The sequence below is a fragment of the Massilibacteroides vaginae genome (genome assembly GCF_900178525.1).
In the GTDB taxonomy this organism is placed as follows: Bacteria; Bacteroidota; Bacteroidia; order Bacteroidales; family Tannerellaceae; genus Massilibacteroides; species Massilibacteroides vaginae.
On sequence record NZ_FXDJ01000008.1, the window covers coordinates 731088 to 752735 of the forward strand.

A 21648-nucleotide genomic window follows, 5' to 3' on the forward strand; every position below is an offset into this window, starting at 1 on the left:
TAATAAGACATGAATAAAAGGCAAAAAGTAAGTATTTTAGGTTATTCGGCTATAGCCATCGCGCTATTAGCCGGAAATGAGGTTTACGCCTCTACCGATTATTTATCACTACCTGCGGACAACACGCGTATAGAAAGTGGTTCTGACTATACAAAAACAAATCGTCCGGCTAAGGCCGACAGGTATTTTACATCAAAAGCGGTTGAGCAAGAGATTCTGCGGGTTACGAAAATGTTGAAGAACGCAAAGCTGGCTTGGATGTTCGAAAACTGTTTTCCGAATACGCTCGATACAACGGTGCGCTATCGTAAAACAGACGGTAAAGACGACACGGTTGTTTATACCGGAGATATCCACGCGATGTGGCTTCGCGATTCCGGAGCTCAGGTTTGGCCTTATGTGCAATTAGCCAACAAAGACCCGGAGTTGAAAGCCATGTTGGCAGGTGTTATTCGCCGTCAATTCAAATGTATTATTCTTGACCCCTACGCCAATGCTTTCCTTGATCCGCACGACCCTAATCCGGATCATCAGTGGATGTCTGACAATACAGACATGAAACCGGAATTGCATGAACGCAAATGGGAAATCGATTCGTTGTGCTATCCTCTTCGATTGGCTTATCACTACTGGAAAACAACTGGAGACAGCAGCATTTTTGACGAAGAATGGTTAGGTGCTATTCAGAATATTCTGAAAACATTCAAAGAACAACAACGCAAAGATGGTCCCGGCCCTTACAGATTCCAACGTAAAACGGAACGTCAGTTAGACACGATGAACAACGACGGAAAAGGTAATCCGGTAAATCCCGTAGGGCTGATTGCTTCGGCATTTCGTCCTTCAGACGATGCTACCACTTTCTTATTTTTGGTTCCATCCAACTTTTTTGCCGTAACCTCATTACGCAAAGCGGCCGAAATCCTGACGGAAGTAAGCAAACGCACTGATCTGGCTCAGGAATGTACAGCATTAGCCTCTGAAGTAGAAACCGCGTTGCAAAAATACGCAATCAACAACCATCCTAAATACGGCAAGATCTATGCATTCGAAGTTGACGGATTCGGAAATCAGTATTTGATGGACGACTCAAATGCTCCAAGTTTGCTTTCTTCTGCTTATTTAGGCGATGTAAACGTAAATGATCCGATTTATCAAAACACACGCAAGTTTGTTTGGAGCCAGGATAATCCTTACTTCTTCAAAGGCAAAGCCGGGGAAGGAATCGGAGGTCCGCATATTGGATACGATATGGTTTGGCCAATGAGCATCATGATGAAAGCATTCACATCTCAGGATGACCAAGAGATAAAAGAATGCATTAAAATGATCATAAACACAGATGCGGAAACAGGTTTTATCCACGAATCATTCCACAAAGATGATCCCAAAAACTTCACCCGTTCTTGGTTTGCATGGCAAAACACCTTGTTCGGCGAACTAATTCTTAAATTAGTAAATGAAGGAAAAGTTGATTTATTGAACTCTATCCAATAATCAATCCGGAAACATAGAAACAGAAAGAGGGTGGCAAATTTGTTTTTGTCACCCTTTCTTTATATTACAACATTCACCTATGCTTAACCAGCATAATCACGGGATTGGAATCTTCGTCTAAAGTCGCGGCTATTTCTTTTAGTTTGCCTTTTAACTGATCTTTCTCATATGATAATATGAGGCGATAAGATTCTAAAGATCGCCATGATTCTATTTCGTGATTTACAGGTCTAAAACTATTCATATAAATTTCTTCCTTAATCGTATAGTCTCCATTATAAACGGTATACTTGAAAAAGGAATCTTCCAGCTTATCATACATAAGAAAAGTCCGGGGAAATCCTGATTTACTATCAAAATCATATACGTTTTTTATAGTTTCCATAAAATAATAACGATCAGAAAATAGTCTCATAAGAAGAAACTCTTTCGGGTCCATAGATCCAATAGGCGGAGTTCTTGCCAGAAACGGTCGCAAACTATAATCCGACAATAAAGAATACACCGTATCTGAAGAGAGTTCAGATAACAGCCAGTCACCTTTAAATGGAATAATTGAGCGGTGAGGACCCGGCCCTACTGTGTATGTTATATCACTTGCCTCATCCCTCATTTGTTGTTGTAAAAAGATTTTTTCTTTGTATGGAACTTCAACTTCTTTGACAACTTTACCATCCTGTTTAGATATAATAAGGAATGGTATTTCTTCATTATATTCATCATAACAAATCAGATGATCTTTGTCATAATTGAACATGTCTATATAAAATTGAGATCCTGTCCCTTCCTTGTGCTTAAAACTTCTTTTGAAAGTTCCGTACATATCGTATACCACAATTTTTTTTGCGTAAATATCAGACACAAACATTTCATCATTATCTTCATCCAGAATCATATTAAAAACGCCGGTATACTCCTCGCCACCTTGACCTTTGCGGTTAATCTTTCGGAGAGCTTTTCCTGTACGGTCATAGACAAAAATATCACCATCATCCTTATAGTTTCTGACTAAAATATTTTTTTCACCAATAGCCTGTACAAACCCTTGATTAACAAATTCATCATTTGTTTCCAGCGCAATATATTCCACATCCATAAAATCCTGAAGAATCAGTTCTTTTTTGGAGGAAGGAGTTTTTGTAATATCAACCAAGACAAGATCATCGTTACCCGATTGCCTTTGTCCGCACCCTGCCCCTATAAAAAGGATCATTAATAAAAAAGCGATGGTTCTTTTCATACAAATATGTTATTAATTAGTTTAAACAAAACAACTGAAATCAATATATATAAATTACCCCTCATAAAAAAGATCAACTTTTCAAGTTCCTTCATGGTAAAATCGAATCAATAAAATTTTCAATTATTTATAGCCCGCTAACTTTATGATATTACCTTGTCTTCAGCTTCCCGATAAACAGAATATTATTATCATCATCTGTAATATTCTTATTTAAAGTTTTCAACTTCTGACGCATCTCAGGAGTTAATTTATCTGATTTAGCTAGTACTTTTTCTAACTGTTCTTTCAATTTGTAAGGTTCCATATTGGCCGTAAAATAACCACGACTAAAAGATATTCTATTGGAACCGTCAATATTACCTAGCATATTCCATTTAATATCAATATAACAACCGCGTAAAGTTTTTTTGTCTATTAGTACTTTTGGAAAACGAGGCATTTCTCCGTTCCAAGCAACTTGGGTAATCAACCAAGTTAAATAATAATCAGGTAATTCTATGTAGTTATGACGAATAGGTTCACCTTTGAAATCAAAAGTGAAATGTGGTTTCAATCGATTTTCTTTTCTCAGATAATGATAAAGTGTATCCTCAGACTCAACCCATTTTAATAATGAGAAATCTTGATTTATTGTATTTAGTGATTCCCAGACTTCATTACTATAGTCTCCTGGATGGATTAGAAACTGACCCGTAGGAATTTCTTGAAGTACATTTCCTTTGAAGTCTTGTGCCCAAATAACTGAAGGGGTATCAATAAATGGCAAAGCCATCATCGTTATTGTCTCCGTTTTCGGATGAATAATAAATCGTCCTTTGTGGGCTATATAGGATAGAGGAATATGTTCTAAAGCTCTTCCTTCCAAGTTAAAAACTAAGATTTTACTTGCTCTAAATGCCAACAAATATATTCTTCCATTATTTTCATCGATATAACTATCATACAGGCCTATAAAGTATTGATCTGGTCCTTGTCCGGGAGAAGACACAGTACACATATATTTCCCATTTTTATTGTAGAGTTTATAAGCTCCAGCTTTAAAAGAATATACTCCAATGTAGTTATCACTTACCGTGACAACGCCATCTTCTGCGGTCAATGCTTCTTCCGTATTTTCCAGCTGGACAATTTCAAAAGAAGACAGAAATACACTTAATGGAATATTAAACGTGTCTTTAACAGAAGCAAAATCACACACTGTTAAAGTATCACCATTAGTATATTCCTGATGAGCCACAATAGGACAGTCATTCAGTGTCAAACCTTTTGCTACCTTCTTTTTTTTACTGCATGAAACCCCTAAGGTAGTCATGACTATTATCACGATACTAAAACAAATATATTTTTTCATATAGCATAGGAATTTAAGTTGAAAACCAAATCGTTTGCAAGTTAGTTTTTTATTTAAAAAATCAAACAGCACTATAGTTAATTATCATTTTTTATTCAAGATATCTAAAAAACTATCCTTCAATACTTTTGAAAGAAAGACACCTTTGACAAACTTTCATTAACGAAAGTTTTTTACGCCTAAGAATGCCTGTCATTGTGCTCCTTCTTATTTTTGTTATCCCGACCTCTCTTTTTTGTCATTCCGACCAAAGTGGATAAATTGCTGTATAGATCAGCATAAGAGATCACCAGACCGTATACTATTCTTCCGCTTCGGTCAGGATGACAAGGCACTAAAGAAGAGAAAATACTTAAATTCCGTACCTGAAAGAAGTTGTCCTTTATATAAAAAAACAGTATATTTGTAACTGGTTTATTACCTTATTAACTGTGTATTAACAAGATTAATTCTATTTTTTAATGGGAAGAGTATTAGTAATTGGTGCAGGAGGAGTTAGCACTGTTGCTGTCAAGAAAATCGCGATGAACGCGGATGTATTTACGGATATCATGGTGGCGAGCCGCACGAAAAGCAAATGTGATGCTATTGCCGCTGATATTAAGAATGTAAAAGTTCAGACAGCACAGGTAGACGCTGATAATGTGAACGATCTTGTGGCGTTGTTTAATTCCTTTAAACCTGACTTGGTAGTTAATCTTGCATTACCCTATCAGGATCTTTCTATCATGGACGCTTGCTTGGCTTATGGTGTCAGTTATTTAGATACAGCCAACTACGAACCATTGGACGAAGCCAAATATCAGTACAGCTGGCAATGGGCATATAAACAACGTTTCGAAGATGCCGGACTGACCGCTATTTTAGGTTGTGGTTTCGACCCGGGAGTAACAGGCGTTTATACGGCATACGCGGCTAAACATCATTTTGATGAGATACATTATTTAGATATTGTTGACTGTAACGCAGGGGATCACCACAAAGCGTTCGCGACAAACTTTAATCCGGAAATCAATATCCGTGAGATCACTCAGAAAGGAAAGTATTTTGAAGACGGAGAATGGAAAGAAACTGATCCGCTTTCTGTACACAAAGCACTAAACTACCCTAATGTAGGTCCGAAAGAATCTTATCTGATGTATCACGAAGAGTTAGAAAGTTTGGTAAAGAACTTCCCTACTCTTAAACGGGCTCGTTTCTGGATGACATTCGGTCAGGAATACCTGACTCACTTACGCGTAATTCAGAACATTGGCATGGACAGCATCAAACCTATTTTATATAACGGAGTAGAGATAGTTCCTATTCAGTTTTTGAAAGCAGTACTACCTAACCCGGGTGATCTGGGAGAAAACTACACGGGAGAAACATCTATCGGTTGCCGTATTCGTGGTATTAAAGATGGTAAGGAGTTGACTTATTATGTATACAACAACTGCAGCCATGAAGAAGCATTCAAAGAAACCGGCGCACAGGGTGTAAGCTATACTACCGGCGTTCCGGCCATGATCGGAGCAAAACTGTTTATGCAGGGAGTATGGAAGAAACCGGGTGTATGGAATGTAGAAGAATTCAATCCTGATCCTTTCATGAAGGAACTGAATGAACAAGGGTTACCTTGGCACGAATTATTTAATGTAGATCTGGAATTTTAATTTTATGGCAATACAAATAGGCGACAAAGCACCCGAAGTTTTGGGTACAGACCAAAACGGAAATGAAATAAAACTTAGTGATTTTAAAGGTCGTAAAATAGCTCTTTACTTCTATCCCAAAGACAACACAAGCGGTTGCACAGCGCAGGCTTGCAGTTTGCGTGACGGATACGAAAGTCTTCGTGCCGCCGGTTATGAAGTGATCGGTGTAAGCAAGGATAGCGCCAAATCTCATCAAGGTTTCATCAGCAAACAAGAGTTGCCATTTAATCTGATAGCAGATACCGAAACCAAGCTACAAGAGCAATTCGGAGTATGGGCGGAGAAAAGCATGTACGGACGCAAGTATATGGGAACGTTGCGCACCACCTTTATTATAAATGAAGAAGGTGTTGTGGAACGAATCATCACGCCCAAAGAAGTGAACACAAAAGACCATGCAAATCAAATATTAAACAACTAAGCAATGTCAAAAGAAGAAAAAGACATACAAGCGAAAGCCGCTGTAAATGCAGAGAAGCTGAAAGCGCTTCGCGCCGCAACCGAAAAGATTGAAAAAAATTACGGAAAAGGCTCTATCATGAAATTAGGTGATGAGAGCGTTGAGAACATAGAAGTTATTCACTCGGGCTCAATTGCCCTTGATGCCGCTTTAGGCGTTGGTGGTTACCCAAGAGGTCGTGTGATTGAAATATATGGTCCGGAATCTTCCGGTAAAACAACTCTGGCAATCCACGCTATTGCAGAAGCTCAGAAGGCAGGTGGTATCGCGGCGTTTATTGACGCGGAACATGCTTTCGATCGTTTTTATGCCGCCAAGTTAGGCGTTGATGTAGAGAATCTATGGATATCTCAGCCGGACTGTGGAGAACAAGCGCTTGAAATCGCGGAACAATTGATTCGTTCATCGGCCGTAGATATCGTTGTTATTGACTCGGTAGCCGCTCTTACACCAAAAGCTGAGTTGGAAGGTGAAATGGGTGACAGTAAAATGGGGTTACAGGCCAGACTTATGTCTCAGGCACTCCGCAAACTGACTGCAGCGATCAACAAAACAAATACAACGTGTATATTCATCAACCAGTTGCGTGATAAGATTGGTGTTATGTTTGGCAATCCGGAAACAACAACAGGAGGTAACGCCCTGAAGTTCTATGCTTCCGTTCGTTTGGACATCCGCCGTATCAGTCAGCTGAAAGACGGTGATGAGGTAAAAGGAAATCAGGTTCGGGTGAAAGTAGTTAAAAATAAAGTAGCCCCTCCTTTCCGCAAAGCTGAATTTGACGTGATGTTTGGTGAAGGAATCTCTCGTTCAGGCGAAATCATTGATTTGGGTGCTGAAATGGGCGTAATCAAGAAAAGTGGTTCCTGGTACAGTTATAACGACACGAAATTAGGACAAGGTCGTGATGCCGCGAAACAATGTGTAAACGACAATCCGGAACTGGCAGAGGAATTAGCTGCACAGATTTTCGAAGGACTTAAATAACAAGTCGACTATAGTTCGGGAAAGTAGAGATTTACCTTAAACAAGAAGAATTTCTACTTTCCCGTTTTTTGTTAAATCCATTCAATAGAAAACCGAATGACTCCCGTACAAAAATACCGGCAACTTTGTGAAACAGAAGAAAGCATCCCCCTCTTCTCACGGGATTGGTGGTTGGATACGGTTTGCGGAATATCTAAATGGGATGTCATTTTGATTGAAAACAAGGGTCGGATAGTAGCGGCCATGCCTATATTCAAGCCCTTACCGAATGTTGTTTCCATGCCATCTTATACCCAAACGATGGGACCTTGGTTTGCGTCAGAGTCTTCAGACACTAAATACAGAACGCTATTAGGAAACCGGCAAGGATTATGCGCGGACTTACTTGATTCCTTGCAAGATTACTCTTCTTTTCTTCAACAATTCCCCTATACATTTACAGATTGGCTGCCCTTTTATTGGAAAGGATTCAAGCAGACAACCCGCTATACCTATATCCTGCAAGACATTACCAATACGGATCAGTTGTGGGAGAACATGTCTGCAAATATCCGGCGTAACATAAATAAGGCAAAAGAAAAAAACGGGATTGTTATCAGGAAAGGTATTCCATCAGACGATTTTCTGAATGTATTCAAAGCAACATTTCAACGACAGAATAAACCTGCGCCTAAGGATATAGAAGTACTGAAACGGATCATTAAGGTTTGTCGCAAACGCAATCAGGGAGATATCTGGGGAGGTTATGATGAAACGGGCAGGCTCCATGCCGCCGTATTCATTGTTTGGCAGGAGAGTTCGGCTTATTACATTGCCGGAGGGGGTGATCCGGCTCTGAGAGATTCCGGAGCGCATAGCTTGGTTATGTGGGAAGCCATTCAATTTGTATCACAATATACAAACACTTTTGATTTTGAGGGTTCGATGATTCCCGGAGTTGAGCGATTTTTTCGCGAATTCGGAGGTCGACAAATGCCATTCTTCACAATAAAACGCGGTAGATTGAGTTTATTCAATAGACTAATGATAAAGTTAAGAGATGGTTTGAAATGAAAGATTTTATTCAATACATTATTCGTTTCTTGTTAGGAGATGATATTCCGGGAGAATATATCACTGCTATTGGCTATACAGCTGATCCTCGCCTATACAACAAGTACAGTATTGTAATCCATCCTTCCGGTTTTTTTGACAGTCACCTGTATGGAAAACCCTCGTCAATTCCAACGTTACCGCTTAAATTAATTGACGACATTCCACTCCTTTTCGGGGAAGCGAAAGAAGAAATGATTGGTGATACACTCGTGCTACGTGCCGATTTGGTTGCCAGCACTTATTTTCTGATCACTCGTTATGAGGAGATGATTCGGCGGGATATGCGTGATGAACACGGACGTTTCCCCGGGAAACAATCATTGCCGTATAAGGCAGGGTTTTTGCATCGTCCGGTTGTAGAAGAATATGGTTTATATCTCAGAAATAAACTACGGCAGTTAGGTTTGCAATTGCATGAAGAAAAACCAGGTATACGGCAAATATATCTAACGCACGATGTGGATGCTCCGTTTTATTGCCGCTCTTGGAGAAATGTAATACGGGAAATAAAAAACGGGGAAAACATTATAACAGCACTAAAAATTAAAAACGGGAATCTGGAAAGTGATCCCTTTTATACCTTTCCAAAGCTATTCGCTGAAAACGAAAAGTTAGTAACAGCGTTAGGTAAAGACCGATGTAAAGTAATTTGTTTCTTTAAAGCCGGAGGCAACTCGGTTCAAGACAAACCCGTTTATAAGCTGATTGGTAAAGACATTAAAAACCTGTTTGCGCTGTGCGATCAGTTTCAGGTAGAAATAGGTCTTCACAGTAGTTATCAGGCCGGCAACAATCCCGAACTAATTGTCAAAGAGAAAAAAAAACTTGAATCAGCGATAAAAAAGGAAATCAAACTTAATCGGCATCATTTTCTTTCATTCAGAGAACCGGAGCATACTGCCTTTCTTCAAAAAGCAGGTATATTTGAAGATTTCACACTCGGCTATGCTGATGTAGCCGGCTTTCGCTTAGGTACTTGCAGATCTGTTCGATGGATCAATCCTGCAACCCGAAAACTTACCTCTTTCCTGCTTCATCCTTTAACAATTATGGAATGTAGTCTGTCTGAAAAAAAATATATGGGTTTATCATATGAAGAGGCTTTAGCCTATTGTCTTGGTTTAATTAATCAAACAGCAACACATAAAGGAGACTTGGTTTTGTTGTGGCACAATACTGCTTTTGCAGAACACAAGGCTGATTATTTAAATAAACTCTATACAGACTTGATAAAAAAATTAATGAACGAATGAAAGTTATAACGATTGTCGGCGCACGTCCTCAATTTATCAAAGCGGCCATGGTAAGCCATGCCATACATACGCACAACAGGAAAAACAACAATCAGATTGAAGAGTTACTGATCCACACCGGTCAACATTATGACGAAGCCATGAGTCGTATTTTTTTTCAGGAAATGTGCATTCCTACACCTACCTGGCAACTTAATTGTGGTAATATTTCGCACGGAGCCATGACGGGACGTATGTTAGAAGAAATAGAATCGATTTTACTCAAGGAAAAACCGGACTATGTGCTTGTTTACGGAGATACAAACTCCACACTGGCTGGTGCATTGGCAGCTTCAAAATTACAAATTCCGGTAGCACATGTAGAAGCCGGTTTACGTAGTTTCAACAGCGCAATGCCTGAAGAAATAAACCGGATATTAACTGATCATATAGCTTCAGCACTTTTTTGCCCTACGAAAAGTGCGGTTGAACAGCTAAAGAACGAAGGCATTCTGAACGGTGTGCATCACGTGGGTGATGTGATGTATGACGCGGCACTTACTTTTGGGAAAATAGCAGAACAGTCCTCCCCTATCCTACAATCGTTGAAACTTAATAGGAAACAGTTCAGGCTATGTACTGTTCATCGAGCCGAAAATACGGATAACCAAGAGCGACTGACCGGAATATTCCGTGCTATTGAAGAGATCGCAACAGAAGATTACCCCGTAGTTCTGCCACTTCATCCCCGAACGAAAGTCTGCCTTGAACGATTTGGATTGACAAGCCAAAATCCCTATCTGCGAATAATTCCTCCTGTTAGTTTTTTGGATATGATTTTATTGGAAAAACACGCATTTACCATTCTTACGGATTCGGGAGGCGTACAGAAAGAAGCTTATTTTCATCAAACGCCTTGCATTACCTTGCGTAATGAAACAGAATGGGTGGAAACGGTTGCTGCAGGATGGAATCAAATTGCAGGTTATGAAAAGGAAAATATTCTGAATTGTATTGCCTCCATACCCACCATCCGTGAAGAAATAGTTGATTATGGAACGGGCAAAGCAGCGGAAAGGATTATTTCGTTATTATGAAAAAGGTGTTGATTATATGTGATATGTTCCCACCGGCTTTTGGTCCCCGGATGGGTTATCTTACTAAATATCTGAAATCTTTCAACTGGGAAGTCGTTGTCGTTACCGAAAAAACAGAAGAACAGACTTTTGCGTTCTTAACTGACCAATGTAAGGTGAAAGCTGTCGATTTTTACAAGAACGCAAAGCACAAAGGTTTACGGTGGTTTTTTATCCTCCTCGGTGAACTCTTGTTTAAGTTCAAAAGCAGAAAGTTATATCGGGTAGCGATGGAGGAGTTGAAAGACAATTCGTTCGACTTGATATTATGCAGCACCTATCGTTCATTTCCCTTATGGACAGCCCGGAAGGTTTCAAAAAAAACCGGTTTACCGCTTGTTGTTGATATCCGCGACATTATAGAACAATACACCGGTTATGAGTTTATCAAACAAACCTTGCCGGATATTCCCGGAGTAAAACCGCTAATTGACGTCTTTTACAAACGATCGTGCCTAAATGAGCGCAACCATGTTTTGCGGGCAGCCAACCATGTTGTTACAATCTCGCCCTGGCATGTTTCAGTTTTAAAAGAACACAATAAAAAAACGTCGTTAATATACAATGGCTACGATCCCGAATTATTTTATCCTGCACATACAAAGTCAGATAAGTTTATCATTGCTTACACGGGGCGGCTACTGAGTTTATCTATGCGAAATCCCGGTTTATTACTGAAAGCATTAAAACGTTTGTCTGATGATAAGATCATATCCGATTCGGATTGTCGGGTAGAATGGTATGTAGATAAAGCCTCCAAAGATATCTTAATAGAGGAAAGCAAATCGCATGGTGTATTGAATTTTATGGATTTCAAGAGTTATGTTCCTGCATCTGAAATACCGCAAATTTTAAACAAGAGCTCCATCTTGCTGCTACTTACCAATAAAGCAGACGAAAAGGGCCCGAAAGGCATAATGACAACCAAGTTTTTCGAATTTCTGGCGGTTGAGAAACCAATTCTTTGTGTTAGAAGCGACGAAGATTCTTTAGAAAAGGTGATTAACGAAACAAACTCCGGTCTTGCTGCCAAAAACGAAAATGAAGTTTACGAGTTTATTCATCAGCATTTCATTGAATGGAAAAAGACAGGGAAGACTCACGCTGATATAAATAAAGAAAAAACAATCGCCTTTTCCCGAAAAGAACAAGCCTTGCAATTTATTCGTATATTCGAAGAAGTTTTGAAAAAACAGAATGGATAAGCAGCTCAACATTATCGCGTTAAACATCCCCTGGCCGGCAAATTATGGCGGTGTGATTGATATTTTTTATAAGATAAAAGCACTACACCAACTTGGTGTGAAGATTATTCTTCATGCCTTTGAATATGAACGTCCGCCCGCTCCGGAATTAGAAGCCTATTGTGAGCAGGTTTTTTACTACAAAAGGAAAACCGGTTTGCTTCAGAATTTTTCAATCCTACCCTATAATGTGATCAGCAGAAAAAATCCCCTTTTACTGGAACGTTTATTAGAGAACGATTACCCCATTCTTTTTGAAGGATTGCACTCATGCTATTATTTGTCTGACAGTAATTTGAAGGATAGGATTAAAATCGTCCGATCAGCTAATATCGAACACGATTATTACCTACACCTGTATAAAGCGGAGCGGAATTTTGTAAAGCGAATTTTCTTCCTGATCGAAAGCAAACGTTTTGCCCGTTATGAAAAACAAATTCGTCAGGCTGATTTGGTGTTGGCAATCTCTGAAAGTGATAAAACATCGCTTAAAAGCCGTTATCCAAAGAACAACATCGCGTTGCTATCTGCTTTCCATGAGAACAAACGTGTCTCGGCAAAAGAAGGGACGTCCGATTTTATCCTTTATCATGCCAAACTATCGGTGGTTGAGAATGAAAAAGCAGCTTTGTTTTTGATCAATAAGGTATTCAGTCAATTAAAGTATACCTGTGTAATAGCAGGCATGAATCCGTCTCCGGCTTTACTTAACGCGGCTATGCCCTATCCTAATATAAGAATTGAAGCCAACCCTTCTGCGGAGCGAATGAATTTTCTGATCGAAGAAGCGCATATACATGCTTTAGTAACTTTTCAGGATACGGGATTAAAATTAAAACTATTGAACAGCTTGTTTGCCGGACGTCATGTGCTGGTTAATTCGCTTATGCTTACAGGAAGCGGACTGGAGTCTTTATGCCATCAGGCCGACAGTCCGGAAGAGATGATCTGCCAATGCAATAAACTCATGCAAATACCTTTTAATGCTTCGCAAATTGCTGAAAGAGAAAACGTGCTTTTTCCAACCTATAACAATATGTTTCAGGCCAAACGCTTATATGATATGATTTATGGAGCTAATTAATTATAAATCAGCAAAAACGAATCTTTATAATAAGATTTCCGCTATCGACTTTAATCAACTTGCTATCAGCAACTATAATAAAGAGTACATCGGCAGACTTAAACCGGCTTTGCCTTTCTTTTTAGCCATTTACGCGAACTGCCTTAAAGAAGGTTTGAGTAGAACTGAAAAGGATATTAATGAGGTGATTTTGGTAGATTATGGTGGAGGAAGTGGTTTTCTGAGCATGCTTGCTAAAGAGATTGGAGTAGGTAAAGTAATTTACATTGATCTGAACGAGAAATCGGTAGAAGCCGTAGAATTAATTCAGAACGAAACAGGGATTGGTCCGGACATAATTCTGCATGGAGAATCCGCCAAATTGGCAGCATGGTGTAGTGAAAATAATATCAAACCCGATCTGCTCCTGGCAACCGACGTTATCGAGCATATTTATGATCTTTCTGTTTTCTTTAAAGAAGTGATTGGCATAAACAATCAAATGGATCTGATTTTCACAACAGCGTCTACTCCCTATAACCCACACGTAAAGAATCGTTTACATCGTTATATGCGCGGTTGCGAAACAGGCAAGTTAGAGAAACCCAATTACTACACGAAAAGGGTAAATTATATCAAAAAAGCGTTTCCTAAATTCAGTCGGAAAAACGTTAGAAAATGGGCCGTATTAACGCGTGGACTTATTTACAGTGATATACATAAAGCTATATCTCAAAATGAACGCCCTTTATTATTAGACGCTTATAACACGTGTGATCCGGAAACCGGAAACTGGACAGAACGCATTTTATCAATGAGGGATTACAGGGAATTGGTTGCAACTTACCATTATACTGTTGAAGTGAAGAAAGGATTCTATAATACGCAAAGACCTAAATTATGGAAAAAAACGCTTTCATTACTGGCCAATCAACTTATAAAACACAGCGGAAAAGTCGGTCTCGTATTCGCGCCTTTCATTTTTCTGTCATTCAGCCGCAAGTGAGCGAATACCACTTACAACGTAGTCACGCTTCATGTCTTCTTTTTTCAGGATCTGTTCATTCCATTGAAGCAAGTCGATGTCAATCGGAATACTTCCAATCAACTTGTCATTTGGGGTTCTTCCTATAACCTGCTCAATCAGTTTAAAACAAACAATAATTTCCTCCGGACGATCAGCTGTATAAGCAACCGCTATGCGATTCAAAAAAGGGGTATTATAATTTGTGCCTATAGGTTCGGTATATACTGGATCTGAAAACGCGATTCGAGGAAAATAATCCCGCAATTCGGCTTCCGCCAGCTTCATATTCTCTTCTGCGTTTCGATTGGATCCCATGAGCATTATTATACGATTACTCTTGTCCATATCTTCACATAAATCGATTTATATCATTAATTATAGTACGTTGCGAAAACTATCGTAAATACAAAGCTAAAGAAAAAAACGAACTGACAAGAGTTTCATAAGAAAATATTATAGCAGTTAGGATTTTACACGTATATTGTTATCACTTTTTCGAAAAACACACAACAGAGCAAATAAAATGTCCGGTTGGCAACGTATCTAATTTGTTTTTTTATGTTAAAAACAGGGGGATTGTTTTCTATTTTTGGTTAGTCTTTTATATTGCTGAAATTCAACGCATTAGATTTATCAGAAAACATAAAGGTTATTTTTCGAAATATAAAGGTTATTTTCAAAAAAATAAAGGATATCTTTTTAAACATATAGTATTGTGAAAAATCGCTTCTGTTTTAAGAAGAATTTGAATTGTTAATTTTTATATATCAGCCGGTTTTTTTGAGCTAAAACAACAATAAACAATTAATATGACCATTTTTTATGAGACAAACAGGTATTACATTGTTAATCTGCTTTTTATCCTTATTCTATTTGCAAGGACAAACGCATAGATTAACTTCAGAACAAATCAAAACGTATGAAGGGCACAACTGTGTTACGCTAAAAGACAGCACTTCTGTTATTGTAGAACCCTCGGGTACGGGTTCTTTCGCAGTTTATAAAACATTTCAGGTGCTTACTCCCAAAGGGGCGGTAAACAACCGTATTATCAAGTATGATTATGATCCACTTACAGCGCATGCTTTTTTTAAATGGGCAACGATCTATCGGGCGAATGGCGACATTATTAATTTAGATGTTACGCAAGCGTGTGATTACGCAGCTCCGGCACGTGCAATTTACTGGGGAGCAAGACAGATCATGCTTGAAATTGGCAGACTTCATCCCGGTGATGTAGTGGAGTATGAGATTTCAAAAAAAGGGTTTACGTATGCGCTGCTTGGCAGTGATGACGACGACGCTCGTTTTATCCCTCCGATGCGAGGACAGTTTTACGACATTGTTCCTTTCTGGGTTACAGAACCCACCCTTCGAAAAACCTATAAGGTAACTGTTCCGATGGAAAAGGAATTACAGTTTCAGTTTTATCAGGGCGAATGCACTTCTTCTATGCGTTACGAAGATGGGAAAAAAGCATACTTATTCTCTGTTGACAATGCCCTTCCATTTAAAAGAGAGGCTAATATGGTTGATTTGTTTGACGCGGCTCCTAAGCTAATGATGTCTTCAACACCTCGCTGGGAAGAAAAGTCATTGTGGTTCAATAAAGTAAACGAAGATTATGGAAGTTTTGATGCATTGCCGGAAGCACAAAAGAAAGTAGACGAACTGATTAAAGGGAAGAAATCAGAAATGGATAAGATTGCTGTGTTAACGCATTGGGTTGCAGACAATATACGGTATTCCGGAATTTCAATGGGCGAAGGCGAAGGCTATACGCTACACAACACGAAAATGAACTTCACGGATCGTGCCGGTGTGTGTAAAGATATCGCGGCCATGTTAATTTCGTTTCTTCGCATGGCGGGTTTTGAGGCTTATCCGGCCATGACCATGGCAGGTAGCCGTGTAGAATCCATCCCTGCCGATCATTTTAACCATTGTGTTGCGGTTGTGAAGTTAGCAAACGGAACTTACATGCCACTCGATCCTACCTGGGTTCCTTTTTGTCGTGAACTTTGGAGCAGTGCTGAGCAACAGCAAAATTACCTGCCCGGCGTTCCGGAAGGATCTGATATTCTTTTAACACCTGTATCTGATCCTGAAAATCATTATGTTCGGATTACCGCAGATAACCGTCTTGATGAAAAAGGCACTTTATCCGGACAATTCATTATCACTGCCGAAGGTCAATCAGACAGTAATGTGCGTCGCATTTTCACACGTGGATGGCAAACGGAATGGGAGGCTTCATTAGAGAGTCAATTACTGGCGGTTTCGCCCAAAGCTAAACTTAAAAAAGTAGATTATGGCAAAAATCCAAAGGATTATCAGGCCGCACCTATCCAAATTACCTTCCAATATGAAATTCCGGATTATGCACTAACAGGAGAAAACGAAATGGCATTAAAACCTTTGGTAATGAACAATTTATACAATCAGGTGAAAACCTACCTCCGTATCGACACAGATTTAGAAGATCGTAAGTACGGATTTCGGGATGGCTGTTCTCGTTTAGTAGAACTCAAAGAAAACATCCGCCTACCTAAAGGATATCAATTAATTGACAAATCCAGATCCGAAGAAAAAACAAGTAGCTCAGCCGATTTCAAAGGAACACTAAGTCAGGAAGGAAACACATTGCATATTTACCAAAAATTAGCTCTCAAGAAGAGGATTTATGAAGCTTCTGATTGGTCCGATTTTAAAGATGCAGTAGATGCCCACAAAAGTTTTGGAGACTATTTGGTTATTAAAAAACAGTGAGAACAATGAATATGAAGAAATTATATAATTATTTACTTATTCTTCTTGTTATCAGTGTACACACAGGTACATTGTCAGCACAAGAAGCCGAATTCATCAAATTAAGTAAAGATTTCGTTCTGCATGCGGACGGAAGTCAGGAGTTGCGTTGCAACAAGGAACTTAAACTATTCACACATACCGCAATGAACAGTACTTATGGCGAAACATTTGTGGTATACAACCCGGATTTTCAAGAATTGAAAATACACAACTGCTACACGAAGCAAAAGGATGGAACCATTATAAAAGCTCCCGAAAATGCGTTTGTTGAAGTATTACCTCGTTTTGCAGCCGATGCACCTGCCTATAACCAATTAAAGGAAATGGTGATCGTACATACCGGGTTGGATCTTGGCTGCACCATTTATCTGGACTATTCTGTAGTAACAAAAGCAGGCTACTATCCTGAATTAGATATTGACGAGCTACTTCAAGAAAGTTCGCCGATACGTGAGTATAGCATTTCAGTAAGCATCCCGGAAAGCAAATCACTTAACAGTTTTCTATATGCATCTACTCAAAAAGAGGCCATTCAAACAGCCAATGGTATGAAAAAGTATTTCTGGCAGTTAAAAAACATTCCTGCTTCATCAAGAATGCCTTTCCTTGCACAAAATAAAGAGAATATCCCCCGCTTAGTAGCAAATACTTATACGAACCATGAGCAGGCATTAGCTGTCCTCAAAAAACAAATTGAATCTTCCGTTTCTTTAGAAAGCGAAACGTATGCTCAGTTTATTACAGCAGATTGCGCTTCAGTTCAAGAGAAGATTGATTTAATCCATAAATATGTGGTGGATAATATCAATACAATTCCAATCCCTTTGTCATACAATGGTTTCAAATTCAGAAGCGCAGATGAGATCATACGTAATGCTTATGGTACAGAAATAGAGAAAACAAACCTTCTCTACAAGATGTTAGAAGCGATTAATGCCTCTCCCGAAATTATAGTTTGGTATCCTTCAACAATACAATCTTCTGTATCAGGTTTAAGTTCAATTAAACAGGTTGGCATAAAGGTTTCGGCAGGTGATAAAATTCAATATCTGTCAGCAATGAGCAACACTTCATTGAAACCTGAATTAAGAGGCAATTTAGATAATCTATTCACAATAGATGGGATTATGCAGAAAATAGATGTACTGCCGGCTACATATAATAAAGAAATGGAATTGAACTTAGATATAAATGCTGCCAAAAACGGATTTTTAGTCTACGACCTGCCTCCATCAGATGGAATTGATAAGTGGAATATAAAGTATTTGAATACCAAAAGAACAGATTTATTTGAAATTCCTTCAATGATACAAGATAATATTAGCTATACAATAACAGTACCGGAAGGAACAACACTAAGAAGTTCTGCAAAGCCCATAGAAATTAAAACGTCTCAAGGGAAAGTTACTCGTACAATAGAAAAAACAGGAACAAAAATTAAAGTTGTCCGTAGTATTGAATTAAACAAAAGCCAATACACACCGCAAGAATACGATGAAGTAAGAAAACTAATTACAGAATGGAATAGTGACTCCAACAAACAATTACTATTTAAGGTCAATTGACCTTAAATAGTAATCCGCTGATTTCAAACAAGTAATTATATACAGCCCTAAACGCAAAAGAGCCGATTCAGACTAAACTGAACCGGCTCTCTAGTTAAAAAGGCAACTACCTACTCTCCCACTTGATGCAGTACCATCGGCGTGATTGGGCTTAACTTCTCTGTTCGGAATGGGAAGAGGTGGAACCCCAATGCTATAGTCACCTAAATGTCTTTATAAACAATCTTGACTGAACAAAAACAATTTAGTAATACTTAAACAACTATACTAAAATATAAATCAACATCTTGCGTCGATAGAAAGTCTAGGGCTATTAGTACTACTCGGCTATGACATTACTGCCTTTACACCTGTAGCCTATCAAGGTCATAGTCTATAACCACCCTTAAGGGATATCTTATCTTGAGGCTGGCTTCGTACTTAGATGCTTTCAGCACTTATCCAATCCGAACGTAGATACCCGGCAATGCACCTGGCGGTACAACCGGTAAACCAGGGGTTCGTCCAACACGGTCCTCTCGTACTAGTGTCAGAGCCTCGCAAATATCCTGCGCCCACGATAGATAGAGACCGAACTGTCTCACGACGTTCTGAACCCAGCTCGCGTGCCACTTTAATGGGCGAACAGCCCAACCCTTGGGACCTTCTCCAGCCCCAGGATGTGACGAGCCGACATCGAGGTGCCAAACCGCTCCGTCGATATGAGCTCTTGGGAGCGATCAGCCTGTTATCCCCGGAGTACCTTTTATCCTTTGAGCGATGGCCCTTCCATACGGAACCACCGGATCACTATGCTCTAGTTTCCTACCTGATCGACTTGTAGGTCTCTCAGTCAAGCGCGCTTATACCATTACACTCTACGACCGGTTACCAATCGGCCTGAGCGCACCTTTAGAAGCCTCCGTTACACTTTTGGAGGCGACCACCCCAGTCAAACTACCCACCATACACTGTCCTCACATCTAGCGAGTTAGAATTCAAACATTAAAAGGGCCGTATTTCAACGGTGACTCCACAAATACTAGCGTACCCGCTTCATAGTCTCCGGCCTATCCTACACATTTAATGACCAAATGCAATGTAAAGCTATAGTAAAGGTTCACGGGGTCTTTTCGTCCCATCGCGGGTAATCGGCATCTTCACCGATACTACAATTTCACCGAGCTCACGGTCGAGACAGTGCCCAGATCGTTACACCATTCGTGCAGGTCGGAACTTACCCGACAAGGAATTTCGCTACCTTAGGACCGTTATAGTTACGGCCGCCGTTTACTGGGGCTTCAATTCAACGCTTCTCTTGCGATGACATCTCCTCTTAACCTTCCAGCACCGGGCAGGTGTCAGGCTATATACGTCTTATTAACTAATTTGCATAGCCATGTGTTTTTGTTAAACAGTCGCCTGGGCCTATTCTCTGCGGCCACTATTGCTAGTGGCGTCCTTTTTCCCGAAGTTACAGGACTATTTTGCCTAGTTCCTTAACCGTGAATCACTCGAGCGCCTTAGTATACTCAACCCAACTACGTGTGTCCGTTTACGGTACGGGTATTATAATAATATGCTTAGCGGGTTTTCTTGGGAGCCGGCTTACGTCCATATTGCATTGTACAAGTACGCTGCATACTATCAGGTTCAGCTCTAACTGCGGATTTGCCTACAGCTATCAACGCCTACACCCTTCAACCTCCTATTCCGTCAGAAGGCAGGACTGTCACTTCTCCGTCACCACATCGCTCATTATAATAGTAAGGGAATATTAACCCTTTCAGCCATCGGTATCGCCGTTCGGCTTAACCTTAGGACCCGACTTACCCTGATCCGATTAGCGTTGATCAGGAATCCTTAGTCTTTCGGCGAGGGGGTTTCTCACCCCCTTTATCGTTACTTATACCTACATTTGCGTTTCCATGCGCTCCAATAATAGTCGTCCCATTATCTTCAACGCAGCATGGAATGCTCCCCTACCAATCATTGCTGATTCCATAGCTTCGGTAAACAGTTTATGCCCGAGTATTATCCACGCCACATTCCTCGACTAGTGAGCTGTTACGCACTCTTTAAATGAATGGCTGCTTCCAAGCCAACATCCTAGCTGTCTATGCAATCTGACTTCGTTTATTCAACTTAACTGTTATTTCGGGACCTTAGCTGATGGTCTGGATTATTCTCCTCTCGGATGTGGACCTTAGCACCCACACCCTCACTCCTTATTTTAAACTAGTACGCATTCGGAGTTTATCTGGACTTGATAGGCGGCGAAGCCCTCGCATCCAATCAGTCGCTCTACCTCATACTAGTAATAATAAAGGCTGCACCTAAATGCATTTCGGGGAGTACGAGCTATCTCCAAGTTTGATTAGCCTTTCACCCCTACCCTCACTTCATTCGAAAGCTTTTCAACGCTTAACGATTCGGTCCTCCAATTAGTTTTACCTAACCTTCAACCTGAACAAGGGTAGATCACTTGGTTTCGCGTCTACTCCATCCGACTAAAACGCCCTGTTAAGACTCGCTTTCGCTTCGGCTCCGGCACTGAATGCCTTAACCTTGCCGGATAAAGTAACTCGTAGGTTCATTATGCAAAAGGCACGCCGTCACACTATGAAAGTGCTCCGACCGCTTGTAAGCAGACGGTTTCAGGAACTATTTCACTCCTCTATTCGAGGTGCTTTTCACCTTTCCCTCACGGTACTGGTTCACTATCGGTCTCTCGGGAGTATTTAGCCTTACGGGATGGGCCCCGCTAATTCACACAGGATTTCTCGTGTCCCGCGCTACTCAGGATACCACTAGGCCAATCAATCGATTCGTATACGGGGCTGTCACCCAATATCGCTGAACGTTCCAGTTCATTCTACTTCAATTAAATTGTACCACAACGTGGTCCTACAACCCCTATTATGCCTAAACAGAATAGGTTTGGGCTGTTCCGCGTTCGCTCGCCACTACTTGCGGAATCACTCTTGTTTTCTTCTCCTATGGGTACTTAGATGTTTCAGTTCCCCACGTTCGCCCCTCATTACGAGGTGTCAGGCCTTCAACCTGACGGGTTGCCCCATTCGGATATTCCGGTATCAAAGGTTATTTGCACCTAAACCGGACTTTTCGCAGCTTATCACGTCCTTCATCGCCTCCGAGAGCCTAGGCATCCACCGTCTGCCCTTACTTACTTTCTTATCAACTTAACACTAATTCTATCCGTTTTTACAAACCAATAAAACAGCTGCTGATGTATACTTT

Annotated in this window: 15 protein-coding genes and 2 rRNA genes; 12 read left to right on the top strand and 5 right to left on the bottom strand. The window is 40.1% G+C overall.

Going from position 1 to position 21648, the window contains the following annotated elements:
* Positions 1 to 9: 9 nt before the first annotated feature.
* Complete coding sequence (locus tag B9Y81_RS08350) at positions 10 to 1497, top strand: glycoside hydrolase family 125 protein (protein ID WP_085536517.1); 1488 nt, start codon at positions 10 to 12, stop codon at positions 1495 to 1497.
* A 73-nt stretch (positions 1498 to 1570) separates the two neighbouring features.
* Here the strand turns inward: B9Y81_RS08350 and B9Y81_RS08355 are convergent, their stop codons facing one another.
* Together B9Y81_RS08355 and B9Y81_RS08360 are read right to left on the bottom strand one after the other, a co-directional pair.
* Positions 1571 to 2737 (bottom strand): 6-bladed beta-propeller, encoded by a 1167-nt coding sequence (locus B9Y81_RS08355; protein ID WP_085536518.1) that lies wholly within the window; start codon positions 2735 to 2737, stop codon positions 1571 to 1573.
* Positions 2738 to 2888: 151 nt separating this feature from the next.
* Positions 2889 to 4091, bottom strand: coding sequence for a 6-bladed beta-propeller (locus B9Y81_RS08360; protein WP_085536519.1), 1203 nt, complete (start codon positions 4089 to 4091; stop codon positions 2889 to 2891).
* 461 nt (positions 4092 to 4552) lie between these two features.
* Here B9Y81_RS08360 and B9Y81_RS08365 point away from each other — a divergent pair, with 461 nt between their 5' ends.
* The 9 genes from B9Y81_RS08365 to B9Y81_RS08405 all read left to right on the top strand — a co-directional run bounded on the left by B9Y81_RS08365 (position 4553) and on the right by B9Y81_RS08405 (position 14011).
* Entirely contained in the window at positions 4553 to 5746 is a 1194-nt protein-coding gene (locus B9Y81_RS08365) for a saccharopine dehydrogenase family protein (protein WP_085536520.1), read from the top strand.
* 4 nt (positions 5747 to 5750) lie between these two features.
* Complete coding sequence (gene bcp / locus B9Y81_RS08370) at positions 5751 to 6209, top strand: thioredoxin-dependent thiol peroxidase (RefSeq protein WP_085536521.1); 459 nt, start codon at positions 5751 to 5753, stop codon at positions 6207 to 6209.
* A 3-nt stretch (positions 6210 to 6212) separates the two neighbouring features.
* Positions 6213 to 7235: a recombinase RecA gene (gene recA / locus B9Y81_RS08375; protein ID WP_085536522.1), complete on the top strand. Its 1023-nt coding sequence runs from the start codon at positions 6213 to 6215 to the stop codon at positions 7233 to 7235.
* Between the two features lie 96 nt (positions 7236 to 7331).
* On the top strand, positions 7332 to 8288 hold the full coding sequence (locus B9Y81_RS08380; RefSeq protein ID WP_085536523.1) for a GNAT family N-acetyltransferase: 957 nt from the start codon (positions 7332 to 7334) through the stop codon (positions 8286 to 8288).
* Entirely contained in the window at positions 8285 to 9583 is a 1299-nt protein-coding gene (locus tag B9Y81_RS08385) for a UDP-2,3-diacetamido-2,3-dideoxy-alpha-D-glucuronate deacetylase VimE (RefSeq protein WP_085536524.1), read from the top strand. The genes B9Y81_RS08380 and B9Y81_RS08385 overlap by 4 nt, the downstream gene beginning before the upstream one ends.
* Positions 9580 to 10659 (top strand): non-hydrolyzing UDP-N-acetylglucosamine 2-epimerase, encoded by a 1080-nt coding sequence (gene wecB, locus B9Y81_RS08390; RefSeq protein ID WP_085536525.1) that lies wholly within the window; start codon positions 9580 to 9582, stop codon positions 10657 to 10659. The genes B9Y81_RS08385 and wecB overlap by 4 nt, the downstream gene beginning before the upstream one ends.
* Positions 10656 to 11903, top strand: a complete 1248-nt coding sequence (locus B9Y81_RS08395; protein WP_085536526.1) for a glycosyltransferase — start codon at positions 10656 to 10658, stop codon at positions 11901 to 11903. Before wecB ends, B9Y81_RS08395 begins: the two co-directional genes overlap by 4 nt.
* Positions 11896 to 13026 (top strand): mannosyltransferase, encoded by a 1131-nt coding sequence (locus B9Y81_RS08400; RefSeq protein ID WP_085536527.1) that lies wholly within the window; start codon positions 11896 to 11898, stop codon positions 13024 to 13026. Before B9Y81_RS08395 ends, B9Y81_RS08400 begins: the two co-directional genes overlap by 8 nt.
* Positions 13013 to 14011, top strand: a complete 999-nt coding sequence (locus B9Y81_RS08405) for a class I SAM-dependent methyltransferase (protein ID WP_085536528.1) — start codon at positions 13013 to 13015, stop codon at positions 14009 to 14011. The genes B9Y81_RS08400 and B9Y81_RS08405 overlap by 14 nt, the downstream gene beginning before the upstream one ends.
* On the opposite strand, the gene B9Y81_RS08410 is transcribed toward B9Y81_RS08405, so the two are convergent.
* Complete coding sequence (locus tag B9Y81_RS08410; RefSeq protein WP_085536529.1) at positions 13994 to 14377, bottom strand: 2-amino-4-hydroxy-6-hydroxymethyldihydropteridine diphosphokinase; 384 nt, start codon at positions 14375 to 14377, stop codon at positions 13994 to 13996. The two genes, B9Y81_RS08405 and B9Y81_RS08410, sit on opposite strands and share 18 nt — an antisense overlap.
* 477 nt (positions 14378 to 14854) lie before the next feature.
* Here B9Y81_RS08410 and B9Y81_RS08415 point away from each other — a divergent pair, with 477 nt between their 5' ends.
* On the top strand, positions 14855 to 16801 hold the full coding sequence (locus B9Y81_RS08415; RefSeq protein ID WP_085536530.1) for a DUF3857 domain-containing protein: 1947 nt from the start codon (positions 14855 to 14857) through the stop codon (positions 16799 to 16801).
* 5 nt (positions 16802 to 16806) lie between these two features.
* Positions 16807 to 18408 (top strand): DUF3857 domain-containing protein, encoded by a 1602-nt coding sequence (locus B9Y81_RS08420; protein ID WP_085536531.1) that lies wholly within the window; start codon positions 16807 to 16809, stop codon positions 18406 to 18408.
* A gap of 97 nt (positions 18409 to 18505) precedes the next feature.
* Here the strand turns inward: B9Y81_RS08420 and rrf are convergent.
* Both rrf and B9Y81_RS08430 read right to left on the bottom strand, forming a co-directional pair.
* Positions 18506 to 18615, bottom strand: a 5S ribosomal RNA gene (gene rrf / locus B9Y81_RS08425).
* A gap of 87 nt (positions 18616 to 18702) precedes the next feature.
* Positions 18703 to 21584 (bottom strand): 23S ribosomal RNA (locus tag B9Y81_RS08430).
* Positions 21585 to 21648 lie beyond the last annotated feature (64 nt).